We start from the raw sequence: 19,738 nt of genomic DNA on the forward strand, positions 1-19,738 counted from the left end.
GTGCACGCCCGCAGGCGATCACACGCTCTTGCAAATAGTCAGGATGCCTGACTAGTATCGACGGGTGGACGCCGAAACGAGTTGGCGGGTGATCGAACGGGAACGCCGCAGCCTCGCCGATCTGCTGGAGAATCTGACAGAGGACCAATGGAACTCGCCGTCGCTGTGCGACGGGTGGCGGATCAGGGACGTCGCCGCGCATGTCGCGATGACCCCGCGGCCGCCGACGCTGGGTGCCGTGGCCGCTGAACTGGTCCGCGCTCGAGGCAGCCTGCCCAAGGCGACTCGGGACATGGCGGTGCGCTTCGCCGACCGTCCCGGAACCGACCTGGTTGCCGAAATACGCGAGAACGCGGCGTCACGGCGGCTGCCGATAGTGACGAACTACCGCAACATCGTGATGGACATCCTCGTGCACGGTCAGGACATCGCGATCCCGCTCGGCATTCCCCGCGACATGCCGAAGGACGCCGTCCTCGCAGCCATCGAGAGAGCCTGGACGATCGGCTGGCTCTTAGGGGTGAACCGCTCACTCAAGCGGTTCACTTACACCGCGACCGATGTCGATTGGACGGCTGGCGATGGCCCAGAGGTAGCCGGCCCCGCCGCGGCGATCCTGTTGTTGTTGACCGGACGCGCTGTTGCGATACCGCAGTTGTCGGGACCAGGCGTCGACGCGTTGGCAGGGGGGCTCAGACCGTAGCCGCACCGCGGCGCACCAGCGACAGCACGACGGCCGCGGTGGCGAATAGTCCGGAGAAGACCCGATTCATCATCGTTTGCTTGCGCGGCGTGTGCAGCCACTTCAGCAGCCGTACCGACAGGCCGGTGTAGAGCCCCATCACGACGAGGTCGACGGCGACCATCGTCACGCCGACGGCGAGATATTGCGGTAGCAGCGGTTCCGTCGGCACCACGAACTGCGGCAGCACCGCGAGGAAGAACACCAAACCCTTTGGGTTGGTGGCGTTTACTAAAAAGCCGCGGACCGACAGCGCCACCCGGCCGCCGTCCATCGCCTTGCTGACCTGTTCGCGGAGGTCAATGGTCGCGGTACGCCATTGGCGCACAGCCAGATACACCAGATAGGCCACGCCGATCCACTTGATGATGTTGAACGCCAGGATCGAGTTCGCAACGGCCGCACCGAGGCCGATCGCGACGAGCGCGAGTTGCAGCATCAGTCCGATCTCGAGCCCGAGGATGCTCCAGTAGCCACGCCGCACGCCGTGTGTTAGACCGGTCGCCATCGATTGGATGGCACCGGCGCCGGGAGACACGCTGATCGCGATCGCAGCACCAAAGAACGTCAGCCAGACTTCCCACGCCATGACGTCAGTCTTTCAGCGCGGTCAAGCGATATCGGCGACGAAGATCGCAACGTTCTTCGCCTGCATCCGAGCCATGAACGGCAGCCCCTCGGCCCCGGTTCCTGCGGGCACGATCCGCGGGTTGGTGAGATGCACTTCTTTCCGGATGAAGCGCAGATCGGCCTCGCCGGCGGCCAGCACGTTCTTCACCCAGTCGGTTTTGCCGTGACCCAGGGCGATCGCGACCTGGTTGCCCTTGCGGAACGCGGTGACGACGGTTTCGTACGGCTTACCGGACTTGCGGCCGCGGTGCTTGATGGTCGACATGCCCGGCAGGAACTTCGCGATCGGCTTGATCAACGGGTTGAAATATTTGACCTGGAAGTTCTCCACCGCGACCGGGAACACCATCGGCACACCGGGGGCGTTGTTCGGGTGCTCTTTGCGAGATCCAGACGACATGGCCTTGAAGGTAATGCATTTTTGTTCGGATCGGCCGATCAGGGACAATAGAGCCGATGGCCTCCTTCACGATGACCCGCATCGACCTGCGCAGCCGCTCGCTGGGCGCAGCACAGCTTCGTGCCGCGCTGCCGCGCGGTGGCGTGGACGTGGACGCGGTGGTCCCCAAGGTGCGCCCCATCGTCGATGCGGTCGCCGAGCGGGGCGCCGAGGCCGCCCTCGAATACGGTGCGTCGTTCGACGGCGTGCGGCCCGCGACCGTCCGGGTGCCGGCGAACGAGCTGGACGCGGCGCTCGCCGCATTGGATGCCGACGTCCACGCGGCTCTGCAAGTGTCCATTGACCGGGCCCGCGCCGTGCACAGCGACCAGCGGCGCACCGACACCACAACCAGCCTTGCGCCCGGCGCGACAGTCACCGAACGCTGGGTGCCCGTCGAGCGCGTCGGCCTCTACGTGCCCGGCGGCAACGCCGTCTACCCGTCGAGCGTCGTGATGAACGTGGTGCCCGCACAGATCGCCGGCGTTGACTCGCTGGTGATCGCGAGCCCGCCGCAGGCCGACTTTGGCGGCCTACCCCATCCGACCATCCTGGCCGCCGCCAAGCTGCTGGGGGTCGACGAGGTGTGGGCGGTCGGCGGTGCGCAGTCCATTGCGCTGCTGGCCCATGGCGGCACCGACACTGATGGTGCAGAGCTGTCGCCCGTCGACATGATCACCGGGCCGGGCAACATCTACGTTACTGCCGCCAAGCGGATCTGCCGTTCGCAGGTCGGCATCGACGCGGAGGCCGGACCGACGGAAATCGCAATCCTCGCTGACCACACCGCGAACCCAGTGCATGTCGCCGCGGATCTGATCAGCCAGGCCGAACACGATGAGATGGCCGCCAGTGTGCTCGTCACCGACAGCCTGACGCTCGCCGACGCCACCGATCGGGAGCTGGCCAACCAGCTGGAGACCACCGTGCACCGCGAGCGGGTGACCGCGGCGCTGACCGGCAAGCAGTCGGCCATCGTGCTGGTCGACGACATCGATGCCGGGGTGCGCACCGTCAACGCGTACGCCGCCGAACACCTGGAGATCCAGACCGTCGACGCGCGCGAGGTAGCCAACCGAATCCGTTCGGCGGGAGCAATTTTCGTGGGCGCCTATGCACCGGTCAGCCTTGGTGACTACTGCGCCGGGTCCAACCACGTGCTGCCGACAGCGGGGTGTGCACGGCACTCGAGCGGGCTTTCGGTGCAGACGTTCCTCAAAGGCATCCACGTCGTCGACTACGACGAGGCTGCGCTGAAGGATGTGTCCGGCTACGTGATCACCTTGTCTCAAGCCGAGAACCTGCCCGCCCATGGCGAGGCGGTCAGGCGGAGGTTCGAAACGTGATGAGCCGCTCGGACGAAGGACAAAAGACGGGGCCGGTTGGGCGATCTGTATCGCTGTCCGAACTGCCGCTGCGCGAGGATCTGTGCGGCAAATCACCTTATGGCGCACCGCAATTGGATGTGCCGGTGCGGCTCAACACCAACGAGAATCCGCATCCGCCGACGCGGGCGCTCGTCGACGACGTGACCGCCTCTGTGCAGGCGGTGGCGGGCGACCTGCACCGCTATCCCGACCGCGACGCGGTGGCCCTGCGCACCGACCTGGCCGCGTACCTGAGCGCCAGGACGGGCACGGCGTTGGGTGTCGAGAACCTCTGGGCGGCAAACGGTTCCAACGAGATCCTGCAGCAACTCCTGCAGGCGTTCGGCGGGCCGGGCCGCAGCGCCGTCGGCTTCGTGCCGTCGTATTCGATGCACCCGATCATCTCCGACGGCACACAGACGGCTTGGCTGGTGGCGAACCGGGGCGAGGACTTCAGTCTCGACGTGGATGTGGCCGTGCAGGCCATCAAGGAACACAATCCGGACATCGTGTTCGTCGCCAGCCCGAATAACCCGTCGGGACAAAGCGTTCCGCTGGACGAGCTGAGGCGCCTGCTTGACGCGATGCCCAAGGGCATCCTGATTCTGGACGAAGCCTACGGGGAGTTCTCGTCGCAGCCCAGCGCGGTCAAACTGATCGACGAGTATCCGACCAAGCTGGTCGTCACGCGCACCATGAGCAAGGCGTTCGCGTTCGCTGGCGGTAGGCTCGGTTACCTGATCGCCGCGCCTGCGGTCATCGACGCGATGCTGTTGGTGCGGCTGCCGTACCACCTGTCCTCGCTCACCCAGGCGGCCGCGCGCGCTGCGCTGCGCCACGCCGACGACACCCTCGGCAGCGTCGCGAAGCTGATCGCTGAGCGCAATCGCGTCGTGGAAGCGTTGACCGACATGGGTTTTCGGGTGATTCCCAGTGACGCCAACTTCGTACTGTTCGGCGAGTTCGCCGACGCGTCCGCGACCTGGCAGCGGTACCTCGACGCCGGCATCCTTATCCGCGACGTCGGCATTCCCGGATATTTGCGCGCCACCACAGGGCTGGCCGAGGAGAACGATGCGCTGCTCAAGGCGAGCGCCGAAATAGGAGCACAGTGACCGAGCCACGTCGCGCGAGAATCGAGCGCAAGACCAAGGAATCCGACATCGTCGTCGAGCTGAACCTCGACGGTGCCGGCAGCGTCGACATCGACACCGGGGTGCCGTTCTTCGACCACATGCTCACCTCGCTGGGCAGTCACGCCAGCTTCGACCTGAGCGTGCAGGCCAAGGGCGACATCGAGATCGAGGGCCACCACACCATCGAGGACACCGCGATCGTGCTTGGTCAGGCGCTCGGTCAGGCGCTCGGCGACAAGAAGGGCATCCGCCGGTTCGGCGATGCGTGGATCCCGATGGACGAGACGCTCGCGCATGCGGCCGTCGACGTTTCCGGTCGGCCGTACTTCGTGCACACCGGCGAGCCGGAATTCATGGTGGAGTTCACGATTGCGGGTTCGAGCGCACCGTACCACACCGTGGTCAATCGGCACGTGTTCGAATCGCTGGCCTTCAACGCGCGCATCGCTCTACACGTGCGCACGCTGTATGGTCGCGATCCGCACCACATCACCGAGGCGCAATACAAGGCCGTGGCCCGCGCGCTGCGCCAGGCCGTCGAGTACGACCCGCGGGTCAGCGGTGTGCCGTCGACCAAAGGCACGCTGTGACAAACAAAGTCGTTGTTCTCGACTACGGCTCCGGCAACCTCCGATCTGCACAGCGGGCGCTGGAGCGGGTCGGCGTCGACGTCGAGGTGACCGCGGACGTCGATGCGGCGATGAACGCCGACGGGCTGATGGTGCCAGGCGTCGGCGCATTCGAGTCCTGCATGACAGGACTGCGAAAGATCCACGGGGACAAGATCATCGCCGATCGGGTAGCCGCCGGTCGGCCCGTGCTGGGCGTGTGCGTCGGTATGCAAATCCTGTTCGCCCGGGGTGTTGAGTTCGGCCAGCAGACCACCGGCTGCGCGCAGTGGCCGGGTGCTGTCGTGCGGCTGGACGCCCCGGTGATCCCGCACATGGGCTGGAACGTCGTCGACGCACCGGCAGGCTCGATCCTATTCAAGGGCATCGGGTCCACCACACGGTTCTACTTCGTGCACTCCTACGCCGCTCAACAGTGGGAGGGCAATCCGGACGCGGTGCTGACGTGGGCCACCCATAGCGTGCCGTTTCTCGCGGCGGTCGAAGACGGACCCCTGTCGGCCACCCAGTTCCATCCGGAGAAGAGCGGCGACGCCGGTGCCGAATTGCTTACCAATTGGGTCGGAGCACTAGGTTGAGCCCGTGTCATTGATTTTGTTGCCTGCTGTCGACGTCGTTGACGGCAAGGCTGTCCGCCTGGTGCAGGGTCAGGCAGGCAGCGAAACCGACTACGGCTCGGCGCTGGACGCCGCCATGACCTGGCAGCGCGACGGCGCCGAGTGGATCCATCTCGTCGACCTCGATGCCGCCTTCGGCCGCGGTTCCAACCGTGACCTGCTGGCCGAGGTGGTCGGCAAGCTCGACGTCGCGGTCGAGCTCTCGGGCGGCATCCGCGACGACGACTCGCTGACGGCGGCGCTTGCCACCGGCTGTGCCCGCGTCAACCTCGGCACCGCAGCGCTGGAGAACCCGCAGTGGTGCGCAAAAGTGGTCGCCGACCACGGTGAAAAGGTCGCGGTCGGGCTGGACGTGAAGATCGTTGACGGCGAGCACCGGCTCCGCGGTCGCGGCTGGGAGACCGATGGCGGTGACCTGTGGGATGTGCTGGAACGCCTTGACCGTGAAGGATGTTCGCGATTCGTGGTCACCGATGTCACCAAGGACGGGACGCTGAACGGTCCAAATCTCGAACTGCTCAGCAAGGTCACCGAGCGCACCGACGCCCCGGTGATCGCCTCCGGCGGAGTCTCCAGCCTGGACGACCTTCGCGCGATCGCCACCCTGGTTGACCGTGGCGTCGAGGGCGCGATCGTCGGGAAGGCGCTGTACGCAGGACGATTCACGCTGCCGCAGGCGCTGGCCGCGGTAACGCAGTAGGCCGCCGATGGCGCTGGACGACACCGACCTCGAGGCACTGGTCTACGAGGCCGCTGCCATCCTGGACGCCGCCGCCGTGCCGTTCGTCGACGGCCATCGCGCCGACTCGGCGGTGCAGAAGAAGGGCAACGACTTCGCCACCGAGGTCGACCTGGCGATCGAGCGCCAGGTGGTCGAGGCGCTGACCACCAAGACCGGGATCGAGGTGCACGGCGAGGAATTCGGCGGTGCCGACGTCGATTCACCGCTGGTGTGGGTGCTCGACCCGATCGATGGCACGTTCAACTACGCCGCTGGCTCACCGATGGCGGCGATCCTGCTGGGCCTGGTCCGCGACGGCGAACCCGTCGCAGGGCTGACATGGGTGCCGTTCACCGGCGAGCGATTCACAGCGGTGGTGGGTAAACCGCTGCGTAGCAACGGCATCGAGCAGCCACGGTTGCAACACACGAAGCTGGCCGACTCCATCGTCGGCGTCAGCACCTTCAACATCGATTCGCGTGGTCGGGTGCCAGGCCGCTACCGGCTGGCGGTGATCGAGAGTCTGAGCCGCTCGTGCTCGCGGATGCGGATGCATGGTGCGACCGGCATCGACCTGGCCTACACGGCAGCCGGAATCCTCGGCGGTGCAATCAGTTTCGGTGCCCATGTGTGGGATCACGCGGCCGGTGTCGCACTGGTGCGGGCGGCGGGCGGCGTCGTCTCCGATCTTGACGGCAGCGCCTGGACGACGAAATCGCGCTCGGCGGTCGTCGGCGCGCCCGGCGTGCACGAGCAGCTACTCGAGATCCTGAACTCCGCCGGTGAGCCGGGGAGTTACTGATGAACGCAGGAGACCTTGCAGTCCGGATCATCCCATGCCTGGACGTCGACAACGGCCGGGTGGTCAAGGGGGTCAACTTCCAAAACCTGCGCGACGCAGGCGATCCCGTCGAACTGGCCGCGCGCTACGACAAGGAAGGCGCCGACGAGCTGACCTTCCTCGATGTGACCGCATCCTCGGCGGGCAGGGCGACCATGCTGGAGGTGGTCAAGCACACCGCGGAGCAGGTGTTCATCCCGCTCACCGTCGGCGGGGGTGTGCGCTCGGTCGAGGATGTCGACGCGCTGCTTCGGGCGGGTGCGGACAAGGTCTCGGTCAACACCGCGGCGATCGCCCGCCCCGAATTGCTGGCCGAGCTATCGCGCCAGTTCGGGTCGCAGTGCATCGTGCTGTCCGTCGACGCGCGCACGGTGCCGGAGGGCGAGCCGGCGACCCAATCGGGCTGGGAGGTCACCACACACGGCGGCAGGCGCGGCACTGGCATCGACGCGATCGAGTGGGCCACCCGCGGCGCCGAACTCGGGGTGGGGGAGATCCTGCTCAACTCGATGGATTTCGACGGTACCAAGGCCGGGTTCGACCTGTTGATGCTGCGGGCCGTCCGCGGCGCGGTATCCGTGCCGGTGATCGCCAGCGGCGGCGCGGGCGCGGTGGAACATTTCGCGCCCGCGGTTGTTGCAGGAGCCGACGCCGTGCTGGCCGCCAGCGTGTTCCACTTCGGGGAGCTGACCATCGGCCAGGTCAAGGAGGCGATGGCGGCGGAAGGGATCGTGGTGAGGTGACGTTGGACGCAGGCATCGCGTCGCGGCTGAAACGCGATGCGAACGGGTTGTTCACCGCGGTGGTGCAGGAACACGGCACCGGTCAGGTGCTGATGGTGGCGTGGATGGATGACCTCGCGCTGGCCCGCACCCTGGAGACGCGCAAGGCCACCTACTACTCGCGCTCTCGCCAGCAGCACTGGGTCAAAGGCGAAACGTCGGGGCACACGCAGTACGTGCACTCGGTGCGACTCGACTGCGACGGCGACACCGTGCTGCTCGAGGTCGACCAGGTCGGGGCCGCCTGCCACACCGGCGACCACACGTGCTTCGATGCGGACCAGCTGCTGGCGCCCGAGTGACGACGCGCCGCAGCGAACCTGAGCTCATGTGCCATATTTGCCGGATTCTTCGACCACAAGCTCACGTTCGGCACAGATGTCGTTGGGACAGCACACTGTGACGATGCCTCGCTTCGCCGACCGCGTCGCCCTCGTCACCGGCGCCAGTTCTGGAATCGGTCGCGCCACCGCGCTTCGGCTGGCGCAGGAGGGTGCCGGTGTCGCGCTCGTCGCGTTGCCCGGCGACGAACTGGCCGCGGCTACACAGGAATGTCGGGCCACGGGAGCCACAGCCCTCGCCGTGCCCACGGAGGTCGCGGACTCTCGCCAGGTGGCCGCCGCGTTCGATCAGGCCGAAACCCTCGGTCCCGTCGACGCGGTGTTCAGCAATGCCGGCATCTCGATCGTCGGTCCGGCAGTGTCACTGACCGACGACGACTGGCTGCATCAGCTTCAGATCAACCTGTCCGGCAGCTTCTACGTCGTGCGTGAAGCGGCCCGGCGGATGATTGCGCGGGGCGGCGGTGCCATCGTCGTCACGGGCTCAGAACTTGGAATCCTCGGCCAGACCGGCTATGTCGGCTACACGGCGACGAAGGGCGGCGTGCTGGCGATGACGCGTGCCTTCGCCGCAGAGCTGGCCGTGCACGGTATCCGTGTGAACAGCATTTCTCCGGGCACCACCGAAACACCAATGCTTGCAGCCGAATTCGACGCCTCACCCGACCCAGCCCGAGAGCGGGCGGAGAACCAGTCGACAATCCCGCTGGGCCGATTCGGACAACCGGAAGACATCGCAGCCGCGGTTGCGTTCCTGTTGTCCGATGAGGCCGGCTACATCACGGGAGCCAATCTGGTGGTCGACGGCGGCCGCACATCGTGTTTCACCATCGGCACGCTGGGCGGTTAAACGTCGATGCGGGCGGCCTTCGTGCGGGCCACCCACCGGCCCTCGTCGTGGCGCACCTCGACCGGGTGAGAGAACGCCGCCGAGACGTTCTCGGTTGTCACCGTCTCCCGTGCAGGCCCGGCCGCGACGGTGCGACCTTCGGCGATCAGCAGCGCATGCGTGGTGGTGGTCGGCAGCTCCTCGAGATGATGCGTGACGAGGATCGAGGCCACTTCGGGATGCGTTTCGTCAAGCGTGTCAATGGTTTCCAGAAGCTGCTCACGCGCCGCCACGTCGAGACCGGTGGTGGGTTCGTCGAGCAGCAGCAGCTTCGGATCCGAAATCAGTGCCCGCGCAATGAGAGTGCGGCCGCGCTCACCCTGAGACAAGGTGGGCCAGACATCGTCGGCTCTGCGTGACAGGCCGACGGTGGCGATCATGTCGTCGGCGCGGCGCAGTTCGTCGGCGGTGGGCGTCCACCGGTTCGGAATGTCGATCGTCGCGGTGATGCCGGTGAGCACCACCTCGCGAACCGTCAACGCGTATTGCAAGCGGTGCCGAGGATTCACGTGGCCGATCGAATGCCGCAGCCGCGCCAGGTCGACGCGGCCCATCTGCTCGCCGAGGATGCGCACGGTGCCTGAGGTCGGGAACATCACCGCCGCGCAGAAACCGAGCAGCGTGCTTTTGCCGGCGCCGTTGGGGCCCAGGAGCGCCCAGTGCTCGCCCTCGTGCACCGTTAACGAGATGCCGTCGATGATCTGCTTGCGGTCGCGGCGAAACGTCACATCCACGAGTTCCAGCACCGGCGTCACGACTCGCACGCTACTAGGCCCGCAGGGGCACGCCTATCGCCAGAACGGCTGCATCGTCTTCGACGCCCTCGCCGAGGTTCTCGAGTACCGAACGTAATGCATTCACGATCGTGGCGGCCGACGCGGGAGAATGGGCCGAAGCGAATTCGATCAGTGCATCGTCGCCGAGACGCTGACTGGCGACACCTGTGCGTGCCTCCGTAAGACCGTCGGTGTACAGCACCAGCGTGTCGCCGGCGGTGAGACGGATCCGGGTCGAGGTGAAGTGCGGAGCCGAGGAGATGCCGACGGCTTGACCGCCGACGAGGTCTACGAAACGCGCGGCGCCGTCGGCGGTAAGTAGAACGGCAGGCGGATGCCCGCCATTCGCAAGGTGCACGTCGAAGCCGTCCTCGCATCGAGTCAGGACTCCGAAAATGACAGTGCAGAACCGCATGGACGGGCTGAGCACTTCCTGATGGAACACGGCGTCGAGGTTGTCCAACACCATCACCGGGTCGCCGTCGATGACGGCGGCCGCGCGCAGCGTGTATCGGGTCAACGACGTGAGCGCTGCAGCATTGGCTCCTTTGCCGCATACGTCACCGATGAAAAATCCCGATCTGTCGTGCGACAATGCAAACAAGTCATAGAAGTCGCCACCCACCTGGTCGGGCGAGGCGGCGTGGAAATAGGCGCGCGCCTCCAGGCCTTCGGGCGGCGATAGCGTGGGAGGCAACAGGGAGCGCTGCAAGGTTCGCGCCAACACCTGAGTTCGCGTTCGCTCGAGTTCGGCTTCGCGTTGCGCTTCGAGTAGTTCGCGCTCGTAGGAGCGACGGTCGCTGGCGTCTTGGCTGACAATCCGCAGAAGTTCGATGTTTCCGTCAACGTCTGTCTTGACGTTGGCGGTGATGAAGACAGGCAGGCGTGTACCGATCGAGGTCACCAAATCCACCGTGATACCGGAGATTTCGTTTTTCAGTTGCAGCAACGGTGCGAAGTGCGTTTCGTAGTGGATGCGGCTGCCTGCGGTGAGCAGATCTGTGAAGGGCTTACCGATCAGTGCCGCCGGCGCATAACCAAGCCATCGCGACAGCGTCGTATTGACCGCAATTATCCGGCGGTCGGCGTTCGCCGCTATGTATCCGCATGGTGAGTTCTCGTACAGGTCGGCAATGTTCACGGGGCACCAGCGAAGGCCATTATGGCTCTGGCGGTGTCTTTCGGGGCGCTTAGGTGTGGGCAGTGGCCTGTGGTGTTCAGCGTCACGAGTTCGCTGCCTTCGATGTGCCGGTGCACATAGGCCCCGACGTCGCGGGGGGCAATGGCATCGTGTTCGCATTGGATCACCAGCGTCGGCACGGGAACGCGTCGCAGATCGGCCCGGTTGTCGGAAAGGAACGTCACGCGCGCGAAAACCCGTGCACACTCAGGATCGGTTCGACAGAAGGTGTCAGCCAGCTCGTCCGTGAGCTCGGGTTGTTCGGGTGCACCCATGATCACCGGCGCCATCGCCCGGGACCAGCCGAGGTAATTGCTGTCCAGCGACTCCAGTAGCTCGTCGATGTCGCTTCGGGAAAAGCCGCCGCGGTAGTCCTCGTCGTCGATGTAGCACGGGGATGGGGTCAAGAGCACGAGCTTCGCGAACCGACTCGGATCGGTCGCGACCGCAAGCACTCCCATCATCGCTGCCACCGAGTGCCCGACGAACGTCACGTCGCGCAGCTCGAGCGCTGACAGGAGCTCGAGAATGTCGGCCGCATATCCCTGCAGCGACGCATATCGCTCGGCGTCCCAGGCGGATGGCTCGGCCGCGCCACAACCGACATGGTCGAAGAGCACGACCCGGAAATTCGGAACAAGTTCCGGTACGACGAGTCGCCACAACTGTTGATCGCAGCCGAATCCGTGGGCCAGCATGATCGTCGGTGCACCGTCGGGCCCGACGATGTTGACGTTATTGCGGGTGCGGGCTGTCATTACGCCGATTGCCGCTGCCTCAACACCTCCAGCGCCTTGTCGGCGTGGGTATCCATACTGATCTCGCTGGCGATCACGTCGAGCACGGTGCGGTCGGTGTCGATCACGAAGGTGGTCCGCTTGACGGGCATGAACTTGCCGAGAAGGCCACGCTTGACGCCGAACTGCGTGGCGACGGTCCCTTCGATGTCCGACAACAGCGGATAGTCGAACTTCTCCTTGTCGGCGAACTTGGCCTGCTTCTCGATCGCGTCGGCACTGATGCCGACGCGGCTGGCGCCGAGGGCCGCGAACTCCGAAGCCAGGTCGCGGAAGTGACAGGCTTCTTTGGTGCAGCCCGGTGTCATCGCCGCGGGGTAGAAGAACAGCACGATGGGGCCGCCCGCGAGCAGCTCGGTGAGGCTTCGCACAGTGCCCGTTTGGTCCGGCAGTTCGAACTCGCCTACCTGGTCGCCCTGCTTGATGGCTGTCATGGCGGTTCACGCTACGCCCAGCGGCGGCCCGGGCAAACAGGGCTGCATCGAAAACCATTGGCGCGGTGCTTTGTTGTCGTGTCACTCTCGCGCAATGGTCAACCTCGAGGCCTTCCTGTCCGACGGCTTCGTGGGTCGCATTGTCGACGAGGCCAGCGCCCACCGGCCTGTCGTGCACGCCACCGACCAGCACTGCGGGCGTACCCCCCGCTTGATGGCGCAGGCGCCGGTCATGCTGACCACCCCGTTCACGCCCACCTCGTCCCAGCCGCTCGCGTGCGTGTTCGCCGCCTGAATTGTGGTCGGCACAGGCTGGTCTGGGAGGATTGACCCGTGCAAACGACCGCCAACCTTGCCGTCGGCTCTTCGCGCGAGCGCTCATCGCAGCTGATCACAACCTCGCGCGAGGACTTCCGGGCGCTGGCCGCCGAGCACCGCGTGGTGCCGGTGACCCGCAAGGTGCTCGCCGACAGTGAGACCCCGCTGTCGGCGTACCGCAAGCTGGCCGCCAACCGGCCCGGGACGTTCTTGCTGGAATCGGCCGAGACCGGCCGTTCGTGGTCGCGATGGTCGTTCATCGGCGCCGGTGCGCCGTCGGCGTTGACGGTGCGCGACGGCGAGGCGGTGTGGTTGGGCACGACGCCGAACGACGCGCCGCGCGGCGGCGACCCGCTGCAGGCCGTGCGCGCCACGCTCGAGCTGCTGAAGACCGAACCCGTGCCGGGCCTGCCCCCGCTGTCCAGCGGCCTTGTCGGCTTCTTCGCGTACGACATGGTCCGGCGGCTGGAGCGGCTGCCTTCGCTGGCCGTCGACGACCTCGGGCTGCCGGACATGCTGCTGCTCCTGGCGACCGACGTAGCGGCCGTCGACCACCATGAGGGCACCATCACGCTGATCGCCAACGCCGTGAACTGGAATGGCACCGAGGAGCGCGTGGACTGGGCGTACGACGACGCGGTGAAGCGCATTGATGTGATGACGGCTGCGCTGTCCGAGCACCTGCCCTCGACTGTCGCTACCTTCAGCCGCCCGGAGCCGCTGCATCGCTCGCAGCGCACGGTCGAGGAGTACACGAGCATCGTCGAGAAGCTCGTCGGCGACATCGAGGCAGGCGAGGCGTTCCAGGTGGTGCCCTCGCAACGGTTCGAGATGGACACCGACGCCGACCCGCTGGACGTCTACCGGATGCTGCGGGTGACCAACCCCAGCCCGTACATGTACCTGCTGAACGTGCCCAATCATGTTGGTGGACTGGACTTCTCGATTGTCGGCTCCAGCCCCGAAGCGCTGGTGACCGTCAAGGACGGCCGGGCGTCGACGCATCCGATCGCGGGTACGCGCTGGCGTGGCGCGACCGAGGAAGAGGATGTGCTGCTCGAAAAGGAACTGCTGCACGACGAGAAGGAGCGCGCCGAGCATCTGATGCTTGTCGACCTTGGCCGCAACGATCTGGGTCGGGTCTGCCGGCCCGGCACGGTGCGCGTCGAGGACTACAGCCACATCGAGCGCTACAGCCACGTCATGCACATCGTGTCGACGGTGCACGGCGAGCTCGCAGCCGACAAGACGGCGTTGGACGCGGTGACGGCCTGCTTCCCGGCGGGCACGCTGTCGGGAGCGCCGAAGGTGCGGGCGATGGAGCTGATCGAGGAGGTCGAGATGACCCGCCGCGGCCTGTACGGCGGCGTGCTCGGCTATCTGGACTTCGCGGGCAACGCCGACTTCGCGATCGCCATTCGCACGGCCCTGATACGGGGTGGCACGGCGTATGTGCAGGCAGGCGGGGGAGTCGTGGCCGACTCCAACGGCCCGTATGAGTACACCGAGGCGGCGAACAAGGCCAAGGCGGTGCTGAACGCGATTGCCGCGGCTGAAACGCTGACCGAGCCGTGATCCGGCTGGCCCAACTGCTGCTCCTGGTGTCCGCTGCGGCGCTGTGGGGGGCGTCGCGGATGGTGTGGGTCGAGGTGCAGTCGTTCGACGGGCTCGGCCAACCCAAGACCACCGCCTTGACCGGCTCATCGTGGTCGACGGCGCTGGTGCCACTCGCGGTGCTGCTGCTGGCGGCCGCGGTGGCGGCGCTGGCGGTGCGGGGCTGGCCGCTGCGGCTGTTCGCGGTGCTCGTCGCCGCAGCCAGCGCACTGATGGCGTACTTGGCCATCAGCCTGTGGGTGATCCGCGATGTCGCGCCGCGCGCCGCGCATCTTGCCGACGTGCCGATTACGAATCTGGTGAGTACGCAGCGCCACTACGCCGGGGCGATCGTCACGTTGGTGGCCGCGGTTGTCACGCTGTTGGGCGCGGTGTTGCTCGTGCGTTCGGCGGCCAGAGCCAAGCCCGAGGCGGCCCGTTACGAACGTCGCAGCGCGGCGTCGGCGCAGGAGGCCGCTGCGCCGTCCGAGCGGGCCATCTGGGACGCCCTCGACGAGGGTCGAGACCCAACCGATCCGGACAACAAGGGTCGGTGATCGATCGTGCTGTGGTGGCGGCTACCCTTCGTTGAAGATCAAGCGAGCTCTATGGAAGGACTGCGGCGGGTATGAGTTCGGCGACTGTGCTCGACTCCATCATCGAGGGAGTTCGCGCCGACGTAGCCGCCCGTGAGGCTGTTGTTCCCCTCACCGAGATCAAGCAGATGGCCAAGGACGCACCGCCGCCGCTGGATGTGTTGGCCGCGCTGCGTGAACCGGGCATCGGCGTGATCGCGGAAGTGAAGCGGGCCAGCCCGTCACGCGGGGAATTGGCGACGATCTCCGATCCCGCCAAGCTGGCCAGTGCCTACCAGGACGGAGGCGCGCGCGTCATCAGTGTGTTGACCGAACAGCGCCGGTTCAACGGCTCGCTCGACGACCTCGACGCGGTGCGTGCAGCGGTGTCAATCCCGGTGTTGCGCAAGGACTTTATCGTCAGGCCGTACCAGATCCACGAAGCGCGCGCGCACGGTGCGGACATGCTGCTGTTGATCGTCGCGGCGCTGGAGCAGTCGGTGCTCGAACCCATGCTTGACCGCACCGAGTCGCTCGGAATGACGGCGCTCGTCGAGGTTCATACCGAGGAAGAGGCGGATCGCGCGCTGCAGGCGGGCGCGAAGGTGATCGGTGTCAACGCCCGCGACCTCAAGACGCTTGACGTCGACCGTGATTGCTTCGCCAGGATTGCGCCGGGGCTGCCGAGCAACGTCATTCGGATCGCGGAGTCCGGGATTCGCGGCACCGCCGATCTGCTCGCCTACGCCGGAGCGGGGGCCGATGCGGTGCTCGTCGGCGAGGGGCTGGTCACCAGTGGCGATCCCCGTAGCGCCGTTGCCGATTTGGTCACCGCAGGCACGCATCCGTCGTGCCCCAAACCCGCGCGCTGACTGGCGATGAGCCGCTTGGGCGAAGAGCATCACTGATGTCGGATCTCTCCAATCCAAATCTGCCGCGTTCCAGCGCGGCCGTCGCCGAACCGACCGTTCACGATCCCGATGCGCGTGGACATTTCGGCGTCTACGGCGGGCGGTTCGTTCCCGAAGCGCTGATGGCGGTGATCGAAGAGGTCACCGCGGCATACGAAAAGGCCCGCGGCGACCAGGCTTTCCTGGATGAGTTGGACCGACTGCAGCGGCACTACAGCGGCAGGCCCTCGCCGCTCTACGAAGCTTCCCGGTTGAGCGAGGTGGCTGGCGGGGCGCGGATATTCCTGAAGCGAGAAGACCTCAACCACACCGGATCTCACAAGATCAACAACGTGCTGGGACAGGCACTGCTGGCGCGCCAGATGGGCAAGACCCGCGTGATCGCCGAAACCGGTGCAGGACAGCACGGAGTGGCGACCGCGACGGCGTGCGCCCTGTTGGGCATCGAGTGCGTGATCTACATGGGTGCCGTCGACACCGCGCGCCAGGCGCTGAACGTGGCACGGATGCGGCTGTTGGGTGCAACGGTCGTTTCGGTCGAAAGCGGCTCGAAGACGTTGAAGGACGCGATCAATGAGGCGTTCCGCGATTGGGTCACCAACGCGGACAACACCTATTACTGCTTCGGCACTGCCGCGGGCCCGCATCCCTTCCCGACCATGGTGCGCGACTTCCAGCGGGTGATCGGGTTGGAAGCGCGGGTCCAGATCGTCGAGCAGGCGGGCCGCTTGCCCGACGCGGTGACGGCGTGTGTGGGCGGTGGGTCGAATGCGATCGGAATCTTCCATGCGTTCATCGATGATCCGGGCGTGCGACTGGTCGGCTATGAGGCGGCGGGCGACGGTGTCGAGACCGGTCGGCACGCCGCGACGTTCACCGGTGGCTCGCCTGGGGCGTTTCAGGGTTCGTTCTCATATCTGCTGCAGGATGAGGACGGTCAGACCATCGAATCACATTCGATTTCAGCGGGTTTGGACTATCCAGGCGTCGGCCCAGAGCATGCCTTCCTGAAGGACACCGGCCGCGCCGAGTACCGGCCGATCACCGACACCGAGGCGATGGACGCGTTCTCGGTGCTATGCAAGACCGAGGGCATCATTCCGGCGATCGAGTCCGCGCATGCGGTGGCGGGCGCGTTGAAACTCGGTGTCGAGTTGGGCCGTGGGTCGATCATTCTGGTGAACATGTCGGGGCGCGGCGACAAAGACGTCGAAACGGCCGCCAAGTGGTTCGGGTTGTTGGACGGGGCGTCATGAGCCGGCTTGCTTCGTTGTTTGCCGCGTGCCGTGACCAGCGCCGCTCGGCGCTGATCGGGTATCTGCCGACGGGATTTCCCGACGTGCCAACGTCGATTTCGGCAATGACGGCGATGGTCGAATCCGGTTGCGACATCATCGAAGTCGGGATCGCGTATTCGGATCCGGGAATGGACGGACCCGTGATCGCAGCGGCCACCGAGGCGGCGTTGCAGGGCGGGGTGCGGGTGCGCGACGCGCTGACGGCGGTCGAGGCGATCAGCGAGGCCGGCGGACATGCCGTCGTCATGACTTACTGGAACCCGGTGCTGCGCTGGGGAATCGACGCGTTCGCGCGTGACCTGGCTTCTGCCGGCGGGCTCGGCATGATCACGCCGGACCTGATTCCCGATGAAGCGTCGGAATGGCTCGAGGTGTCGCAAGCGCGCGACCTGGATCGGATTTTCCTGGTCGCGCCGTCGTCGACACCGGAGCGGCTGGCGGCGACGGTCAACGCGTCGCGCGGATTCGTCTATGCCGCTTCAACAATGGGGGTGACCGGCGCGCGCGATGCAGTGTCGGTGGCGGCACCCGAACTGGTGCGCCGGGTGAAGGCGGTATCGGATATTCCGGTTGGCGTCGGCCTGGGTGTGCGGTCGCGTGAGCAGGCGGCGGAGATCGGCGCATACGCGGACGGTGTCATTGTGGGGTCGGCATTGGTGTCGGCGTTGAAGGATGGTATTCCGGCGGTGCGGTCGTTGACCGGGGAACTCGCCGACGGTGTGCGGCAGAGGATTACTGCATGACGACGACTTATTTGGCCTACATACCGAGCCCGTCGCAGGGCGTGTGGCACATCGGCCCCGTACCCCTTCGGGCGTATGCGTTGTTCATCATTGTCGGCATCGTGGTGGCGCTGGTGCTGGGCGACCGGCGCTGGGTTGCGCGTGGCGGCCAGGCAGGGGTCATCTACGACATTGCGCTGTGGGCAGTGCCCTTCGGCCTGATTGGTGGCCGGCTCTATCACGTCATGACGGACTGGCGGACCTACTTCGGTGAGGACGGAGCGGGACTGGCGGGTGCGCTGCGGATCTGGGATGGCGGCCTCGGCATCTGGGGCGCGGTGGCGCTTGGCGGCGTTGGTGCATGGATTGGCTGTCGGCAGAAGGGCATTCCGGTGCCCGCGTTCGGTGACGCGATTGCCCCGGGAATCATTTTGGCGCAGGCCATTGGGCGGCTTGGCAATTACTTCAACCAGGAGCTCTACGGCAGGCCGACGACGCTGCCGTGGGGCTTGGAGATTTATGAGCGGCGCGATGCCAGCGGTGCGCTCGACACGTTGAATGGCGCGTCGACGGGCCAGCTGATCGAGGTGGTACATCCGACGTTCCTGTACGAACTGCTTTGGAATCTCTTGGTTTTCGCGGCGCTGATCTACCTCGACCGCCGATTCAAGATGGGCCACGGTCGACTGTTCGCAACGTATGTTGCGGGCTATTGCCTTGGTCGATTCTGGATCGAGCTGATGCGTAGCGATGTGGCGACCCATTTTGCGGGCATTCGTGTCAACTCGTTCACGTCGACGTTCGTGTTCATCGGCGCGGTGGTCTACATCATGGTCGCGCCGAAGGGCCGAGAAGATCCTGCGACGCTCGTTGGTAAGCCGGAGACCGAGGACGAATTCGCGACATTGGCCGCCAAGGAGCTGACGGCGGTGGCGGCGACGACGGGCGTGGTGGCCGCTGCGAAGGCCGCGGGTGATGTCGAGGACCAAGACGCCAATGCAGTGGGTGACGTGGTGGATTCCGTCGAGGACGAACCTGCGGTCGAGGATGCCGATGCTGAAGCGCTTGGCGCGGACGTCGCGGGTGTCCCCGCCGAGACTGTTGAAGAGGCCGAGGAATTCGCCGCCGAGGGCGAAGAGGAAACCGAAGAACCTGAGGGTGGCCTAGGCGCCGTCGAGGGTGATGACGTCGCCGAGGCGGTAGAGGCCGCACCGGAGGTTCATGACGCAGAGGTCGAAGCGGTCGAGGAGGCCGAAGCCGTCGCCGATGAGTTGGCTGCTGAACGCGCCGAGGCCGACGATGTCGAAGGGGAAGAGCCCGAGTCCGAGCCCGAGCCCGCAGTGGAAGGCGACGAAGGCAAGGAAGAGTCCGAGCCCGAAGCCGGCCTTGGCGCGGTTGAGGGTGACGAAGTGGCCGAGGCAGTGGACGCGGCGCCGGAGGTTCACGACGCCGCGGTAGAAGCGGCCGATGAGGCGGAAACAGTCGCCGATGAGGCTGACCAGCCACTCTCCGAGGCGGCGGCGGAAGCCGAAGATATTGCTGACGCGGTGGCCGAAGCGCCGGCGGAGGACATCGAGGCGGCCGCCGAGTTCGCCGCCGCAGGCGAGCAAGCAGATGCGGTGGAGTCGGACGACTCCGAACCCGACGAGCCGGAGACCGAGGCCGCCGAAGCTGCGGTAGGAGAGGCTTCAGCCGAACCCACCGAAGAAGAGGCCGCCGAGCAGGCGGAAGCCGTGGACGATGAGGCCGATTCCGCCGCCGAGGACGAACCCAAGACGGGCGTCCTCGAAGAGGCGAAGGTCGGGCCCGAGCCGGCCGTTGCCCCCGATCCAGCCGTTGTGCCCGATCCGGCCGTTGCCCCCGATCCAGCCGTTGTGCGCGCACCGGAGCAGGAATCCGGTGGGCGATTGAGCCGCTGGCTTCGTCGTAATCGCTGACCAAAGCGAGTTATCCCCAGACCCGAATTCGTCCACAGGCTGGATCTGTGGTGTGGCGGGACG

Annotated in this window: 23 protein-coding genes; 17 read left to right on the plus strand and 6 right to left on the minus strand. The window is 66.1% G+C overall.

Annotation, left to right across the window (positions count from 1 at the left end; translation table 11 throughout):
- Positions 1 to 64 precede the first annotated feature (64 nt).
- On the plus strand, positions 65 to 703 hold the full coding sequence (locus tag MYCSM_RS14255) for a maleylpyruvate isomerase family mycothiol-dependent enzyme (protein ID WP_015306868.1): 639 nt from the start codon (positions 65 to 67) through the stop codon (positions 701 to 703).
- Here MYCSM_RS14255 and MYCSM_RS14260 read toward each other — a convergent pair.
- A complete protein-coding gene (locus tag MYCSM_RS14260) occupies positions 693 to 1,331 on the minus strand; it encodes a LysE family transporter (protein ID WP_015306869.1) in 639 nt (212 codons plus the stop codon). The genes MYCSM_RS14255 and MYCSM_RS14260 overlap by 11 nt on opposite strands.
- Positions 1,332 to 1,352: 21 nt before the next feature.
- Positions 1,353 to 1,772 carry a nitroreductase family deazaflavin-dependent oxidoreductase gene (locus MYCSM_RS14265; protein WP_041312071.1) on the minus strand — a complete coding sequence of 140 codons (420 nt, stop codon included), beginning with the start codon at positions 1,770 to 1,772 and terminating at the stop codon, positions 1,353 to 1,355.
- A 71-nt stretch (positions 1,773 to 1,843) separates the two neighbouring features.
- Here MYCSM_RS14265 and hisD point away from each other — a divergent pair, with 71 nt between their 5' ends.
- The 9 genes from hisD (at position 1,844) to MYCSM_RS14310 (ending at position 9,095) form a co-directional block, all read left to right on the plus strand.
- Complete coding sequence (gene hisD / locus MYCSM_RS14270; protein WP_232425802.1) at positions 1,844 to 3,157, plus strand: histidinol dehydrogenase; 1,314 nt, start codon at positions 1,844 to 1,846, stop codon at positions 3,155 to 3,157.
- The gene (locus MYCSM_RS14275; RefSeq protein ID WP_015306872.1) at positions 3,157 to 4,293 is read left to right on the plus strand and encodes a histidinol-phosphate transaminase; all 1,137 of its coding nucleotides are present in this window, start codon (positions 3,157 to 3,159) and stop codon (positions 4,291 to 4,293) included. The genes hisD and MYCSM_RS14275 overlap by 1 nt, the downstream gene beginning before the upstream one ends.
- Positions 4,290 to 4,904 carry an imidazoleglycerol-phosphate dehydratase HisB gene (hisB, locus tag MYCSM_RS14280; protein WP_015306873.1) on the plus strand — a complete coding sequence of 205 codons (615 nt, stop codon included), beginning with the start codon at positions 4,290 to 4,292 and terminating at the stop codon, positions 4,902 to 4,904. The genes MYCSM_RS14275 and hisB overlap by 4 nt, the downstream gene beginning before the upstream one ends.
- Positions 4,901 to 5,521 (plus strand): imidazole glycerol phosphate synthase subunit HisH, encoded by a 621-nt coding sequence (gene hisH, locus MYCSM_RS14285; protein ID WP_015306874.1) that lies wholly within the window; start codon positions 4,901 to 4,903, stop codon positions 5,519 to 5,521. The genes hisB and hisH overlap by 4 nt, the downstream gene beginning before the upstream one ends.
- Positions 5,522 to 5,525: 4 nt before the next feature.
- Positions 5,526 to 6,260 (plus strand): bifunctional 1-(5-phosphoribosyl)-5-((5-phosphoribosylamino)methylideneamino)imidazole-4-carboxamide isomerase/phosphoribosylanthranilate isomerase PriA, encoded by a 735-nt coding sequence (priA, locus tag MYCSM_RS14290; RefSeq protein ID WP_015306875.1) that lies wholly within the window; start codon positions 5,526 to 5,528, stop codon positions 6,258 to 6,260.
- 7 nt (positions 6,261 to 6,267) lie between these two features.
- Positions 6,268 to 7,083, plus strand: a complete 816-nt coding sequence (locus MYCSM_RS14295) for an inositol monophosphatase family protein (RefSeq protein WP_015306876.1) — start codon at positions 6,268 to 6,270, stop codon at positions 7,081 to 7,083.
- Positions 7,083 to 7,865, plus strand: coding sequence for an imidazole glycerol phosphate synthase subunit HisF (gene hisF, locus MYCSM_RS14300; protein WP_015306877.1), 783 nt, complete (start codon positions 7,083 to 7,085; stop codon positions 7,863 to 7,865). Before MYCSM_RS14295 ends, hisF begins: the two co-directional genes overlap by 1 nt.
- A complete protein-coding gene (hisI, locus tag MYCSM_RS14305; RefSeq protein ID WP_015306878.1) occupies positions 7,862 to 8,206 on the plus strand; it encodes a phosphoribosyl-AMP cyclohydrolase in 345 nt (114 codons plus the stop codon). Before hisF ends, hisI begins: the two co-directional genes overlap by 4 nt.
- A 103-nt stretch (positions 8,207 to 8,309) precedes the next feature.
- Positions 8,310 to 9,095: an SDR family NAD(P)-dependent oxidoreductase gene (locus MYCSM_RS14310; protein ID WP_041314036.1), complete on the plus strand. Its 786-nt coding sequence runs from the start codon at positions 8,310 to 8,312 to the stop codon at positions 9,093 to 9,095.
- On the opposite strand, the gene MYCSM_RS14315 is transcribed toward MYCSM_RS14310, so the two are convergent.
- From MYCSM_RS14315 to MYCSM_RS14330, 4 genes are read right to left on the minus strand one after another with little or no spacing between them, the layout of a single operon-like run.
- A complete protein-coding gene (locus MYCSM_RS14315) occupies positions 9,092 to 9,889 on the minus strand; it encodes an ABC transporter ATP-binding protein (RefSeq protein WP_015306880.1) in 798 nt (265 codons plus the stop codon). The two genes, MYCSM_RS14310 and MYCSM_RS14315, sit on opposite strands and share 4 nt — an antisense overlap.
- Positions 9,890 to 9,902: 13 nt before the next feature.
- Positions 9,903 to 11,051: a PP2C family protein-serine/threonine phosphatase gene (locus MYCSM_RS14320; RefSeq protein ID WP_015306881.1), complete on the minus strand. Its 1,149-nt coding sequence runs from the start codon at positions 11,049 to 11,051 to the stop codon at positions 9,903 to 9,905.
- On the minus strand, positions 11,048 to 11,848 hold the full coding sequence (locus tag MYCSM_RS14325; RefSeq protein ID WP_015306882.1) for an alpha/beta fold hydrolase: 801 nt from the start codon (positions 11,846 to 11,848) through the stop codon (positions 11,048 to 11,050). Before MYCSM_RS14325 ends, MYCSM_RS14320 begins: the two co-directional genes overlap by 4 nt.
- A complete protein-coding gene (locus tag MYCSM_RS14330) occupies positions 11,848 to 12,312 on the minus strand; it encodes a peroxiredoxin (protein WP_198345088.1) in 465 nt (154 codons plus the stop codon). Before MYCSM_RS14330 ends, MYCSM_RS14325 begins: the two co-directional genes overlap by 1 nt.
- A gap of 103 nt (positions 12,313 to 12,415) precedes the next feature.
- On the opposite strand from MYCSM_RS14330, the gene MYCSM_RS14335 reads away from it, so the two are divergent.
- The 7 genes from MYCSM_RS14335 (at position 12,416) to lgt (ending at position 19,675) form a co-directional block, all read left to right on the plus strand.
- Positions 12,416 to 12,616, plus strand: coding sequence for a hypothetical protein (locus MYCSM_RS14335; protein WP_041312075.1), 201 nt, complete (start codon positions 12,416 to 12,418; stop codon positions 12,614 to 12,616).
- Between the two features lie 38 nt (positions 12,617 to 12,654).
- Positions 12,655 to 14,214, plus strand: a complete 1,560-nt coding sequence (locus MYCSM_RS14340) for an anthranilate synthase component I (protein WP_015306884.1) — start codon at positions 12,655 to 12,657, stop codon at positions 14,212 to 14,214.
- Positions 14,211 to 14,789: a TIGR02234 family membrane protein gene (locus MYCSM_RS14345; RefSeq protein WP_015306885.1), complete on the plus strand. Its 579-nt coding sequence runs from the start codon at positions 14,211 to 14,213 to the stop codon at positions 14,787 to 14,789. The genes MYCSM_RS14340 and MYCSM_RS14345 overlap by 4 nt, the downstream gene beginning before the upstream one ends.
- Positions 14,790 to 14,860: 71 nt before the next feature.
- Complete coding sequence (gene trpC, locus MYCSM_RS14350; protein ID WP_015306886.1) at positions 14,861 to 15,679, plus strand: indole-3-glycerol phosphate synthase TrpC; 819 nt, start codon at positions 14,861 to 14,863, stop codon at positions 15,677 to 15,679.
- A gap of 35 nt (positions 15,680 to 15,714) precedes the next feature.
- Positions 15,715 to 16,974 carry a tryptophan synthase subunit beta gene (trpB, locus tag MYCSM_RS14355; RefSeq protein WP_015306887.1) on the plus strand — a complete coding sequence of 420 codons (1,260 nt, stop codon included), beginning with the start codon at positions 15,715 to 15,717 and terminating at the stop codon, positions 16,972 to 16,974.
- Positions 16,971 to 17,759 carry a tryptophan synthase subunit alpha gene (gene trpA / locus MYCSM_RS14360; protein ID WP_015306888.1) on the plus strand — a complete coding sequence of 263 codons (789 nt, stop codon included), beginning with the start codon at positions 16,971 to 16,973 and terminating at the stop codon, positions 17,757 to 17,759. Before trpB ends, trpA begins: the two co-directional genes overlap by 4 nt.
- The gene (gene lgt / locus MYCSM_RS14365) at positions 17,756 to 19,675 is read left to right on the plus strand and encodes a prolipoprotein diacylglyceryl transferase (protein WP_015306889.1); all 1,920 of its coding nucleotides are present in this window, start codon (positions 17,756 to 17,758) and stop codon (positions 19,673 to 19,675) included. Before trpA ends, lgt begins: the two co-directional genes overlap by 4 nt.
- Positions 19,676 to 19,738 lie beyond the last annotated feature (63 nt).

The sequence above is a fragment of the Mycobacterium sp. JS623 genome, assembly GCF_000328565.1.
Lineage (GTDB): Bacteria > Actinomycetota > Actinomycetes > Mycobacteriales > Mycobacteriaceae > Mycobacterium.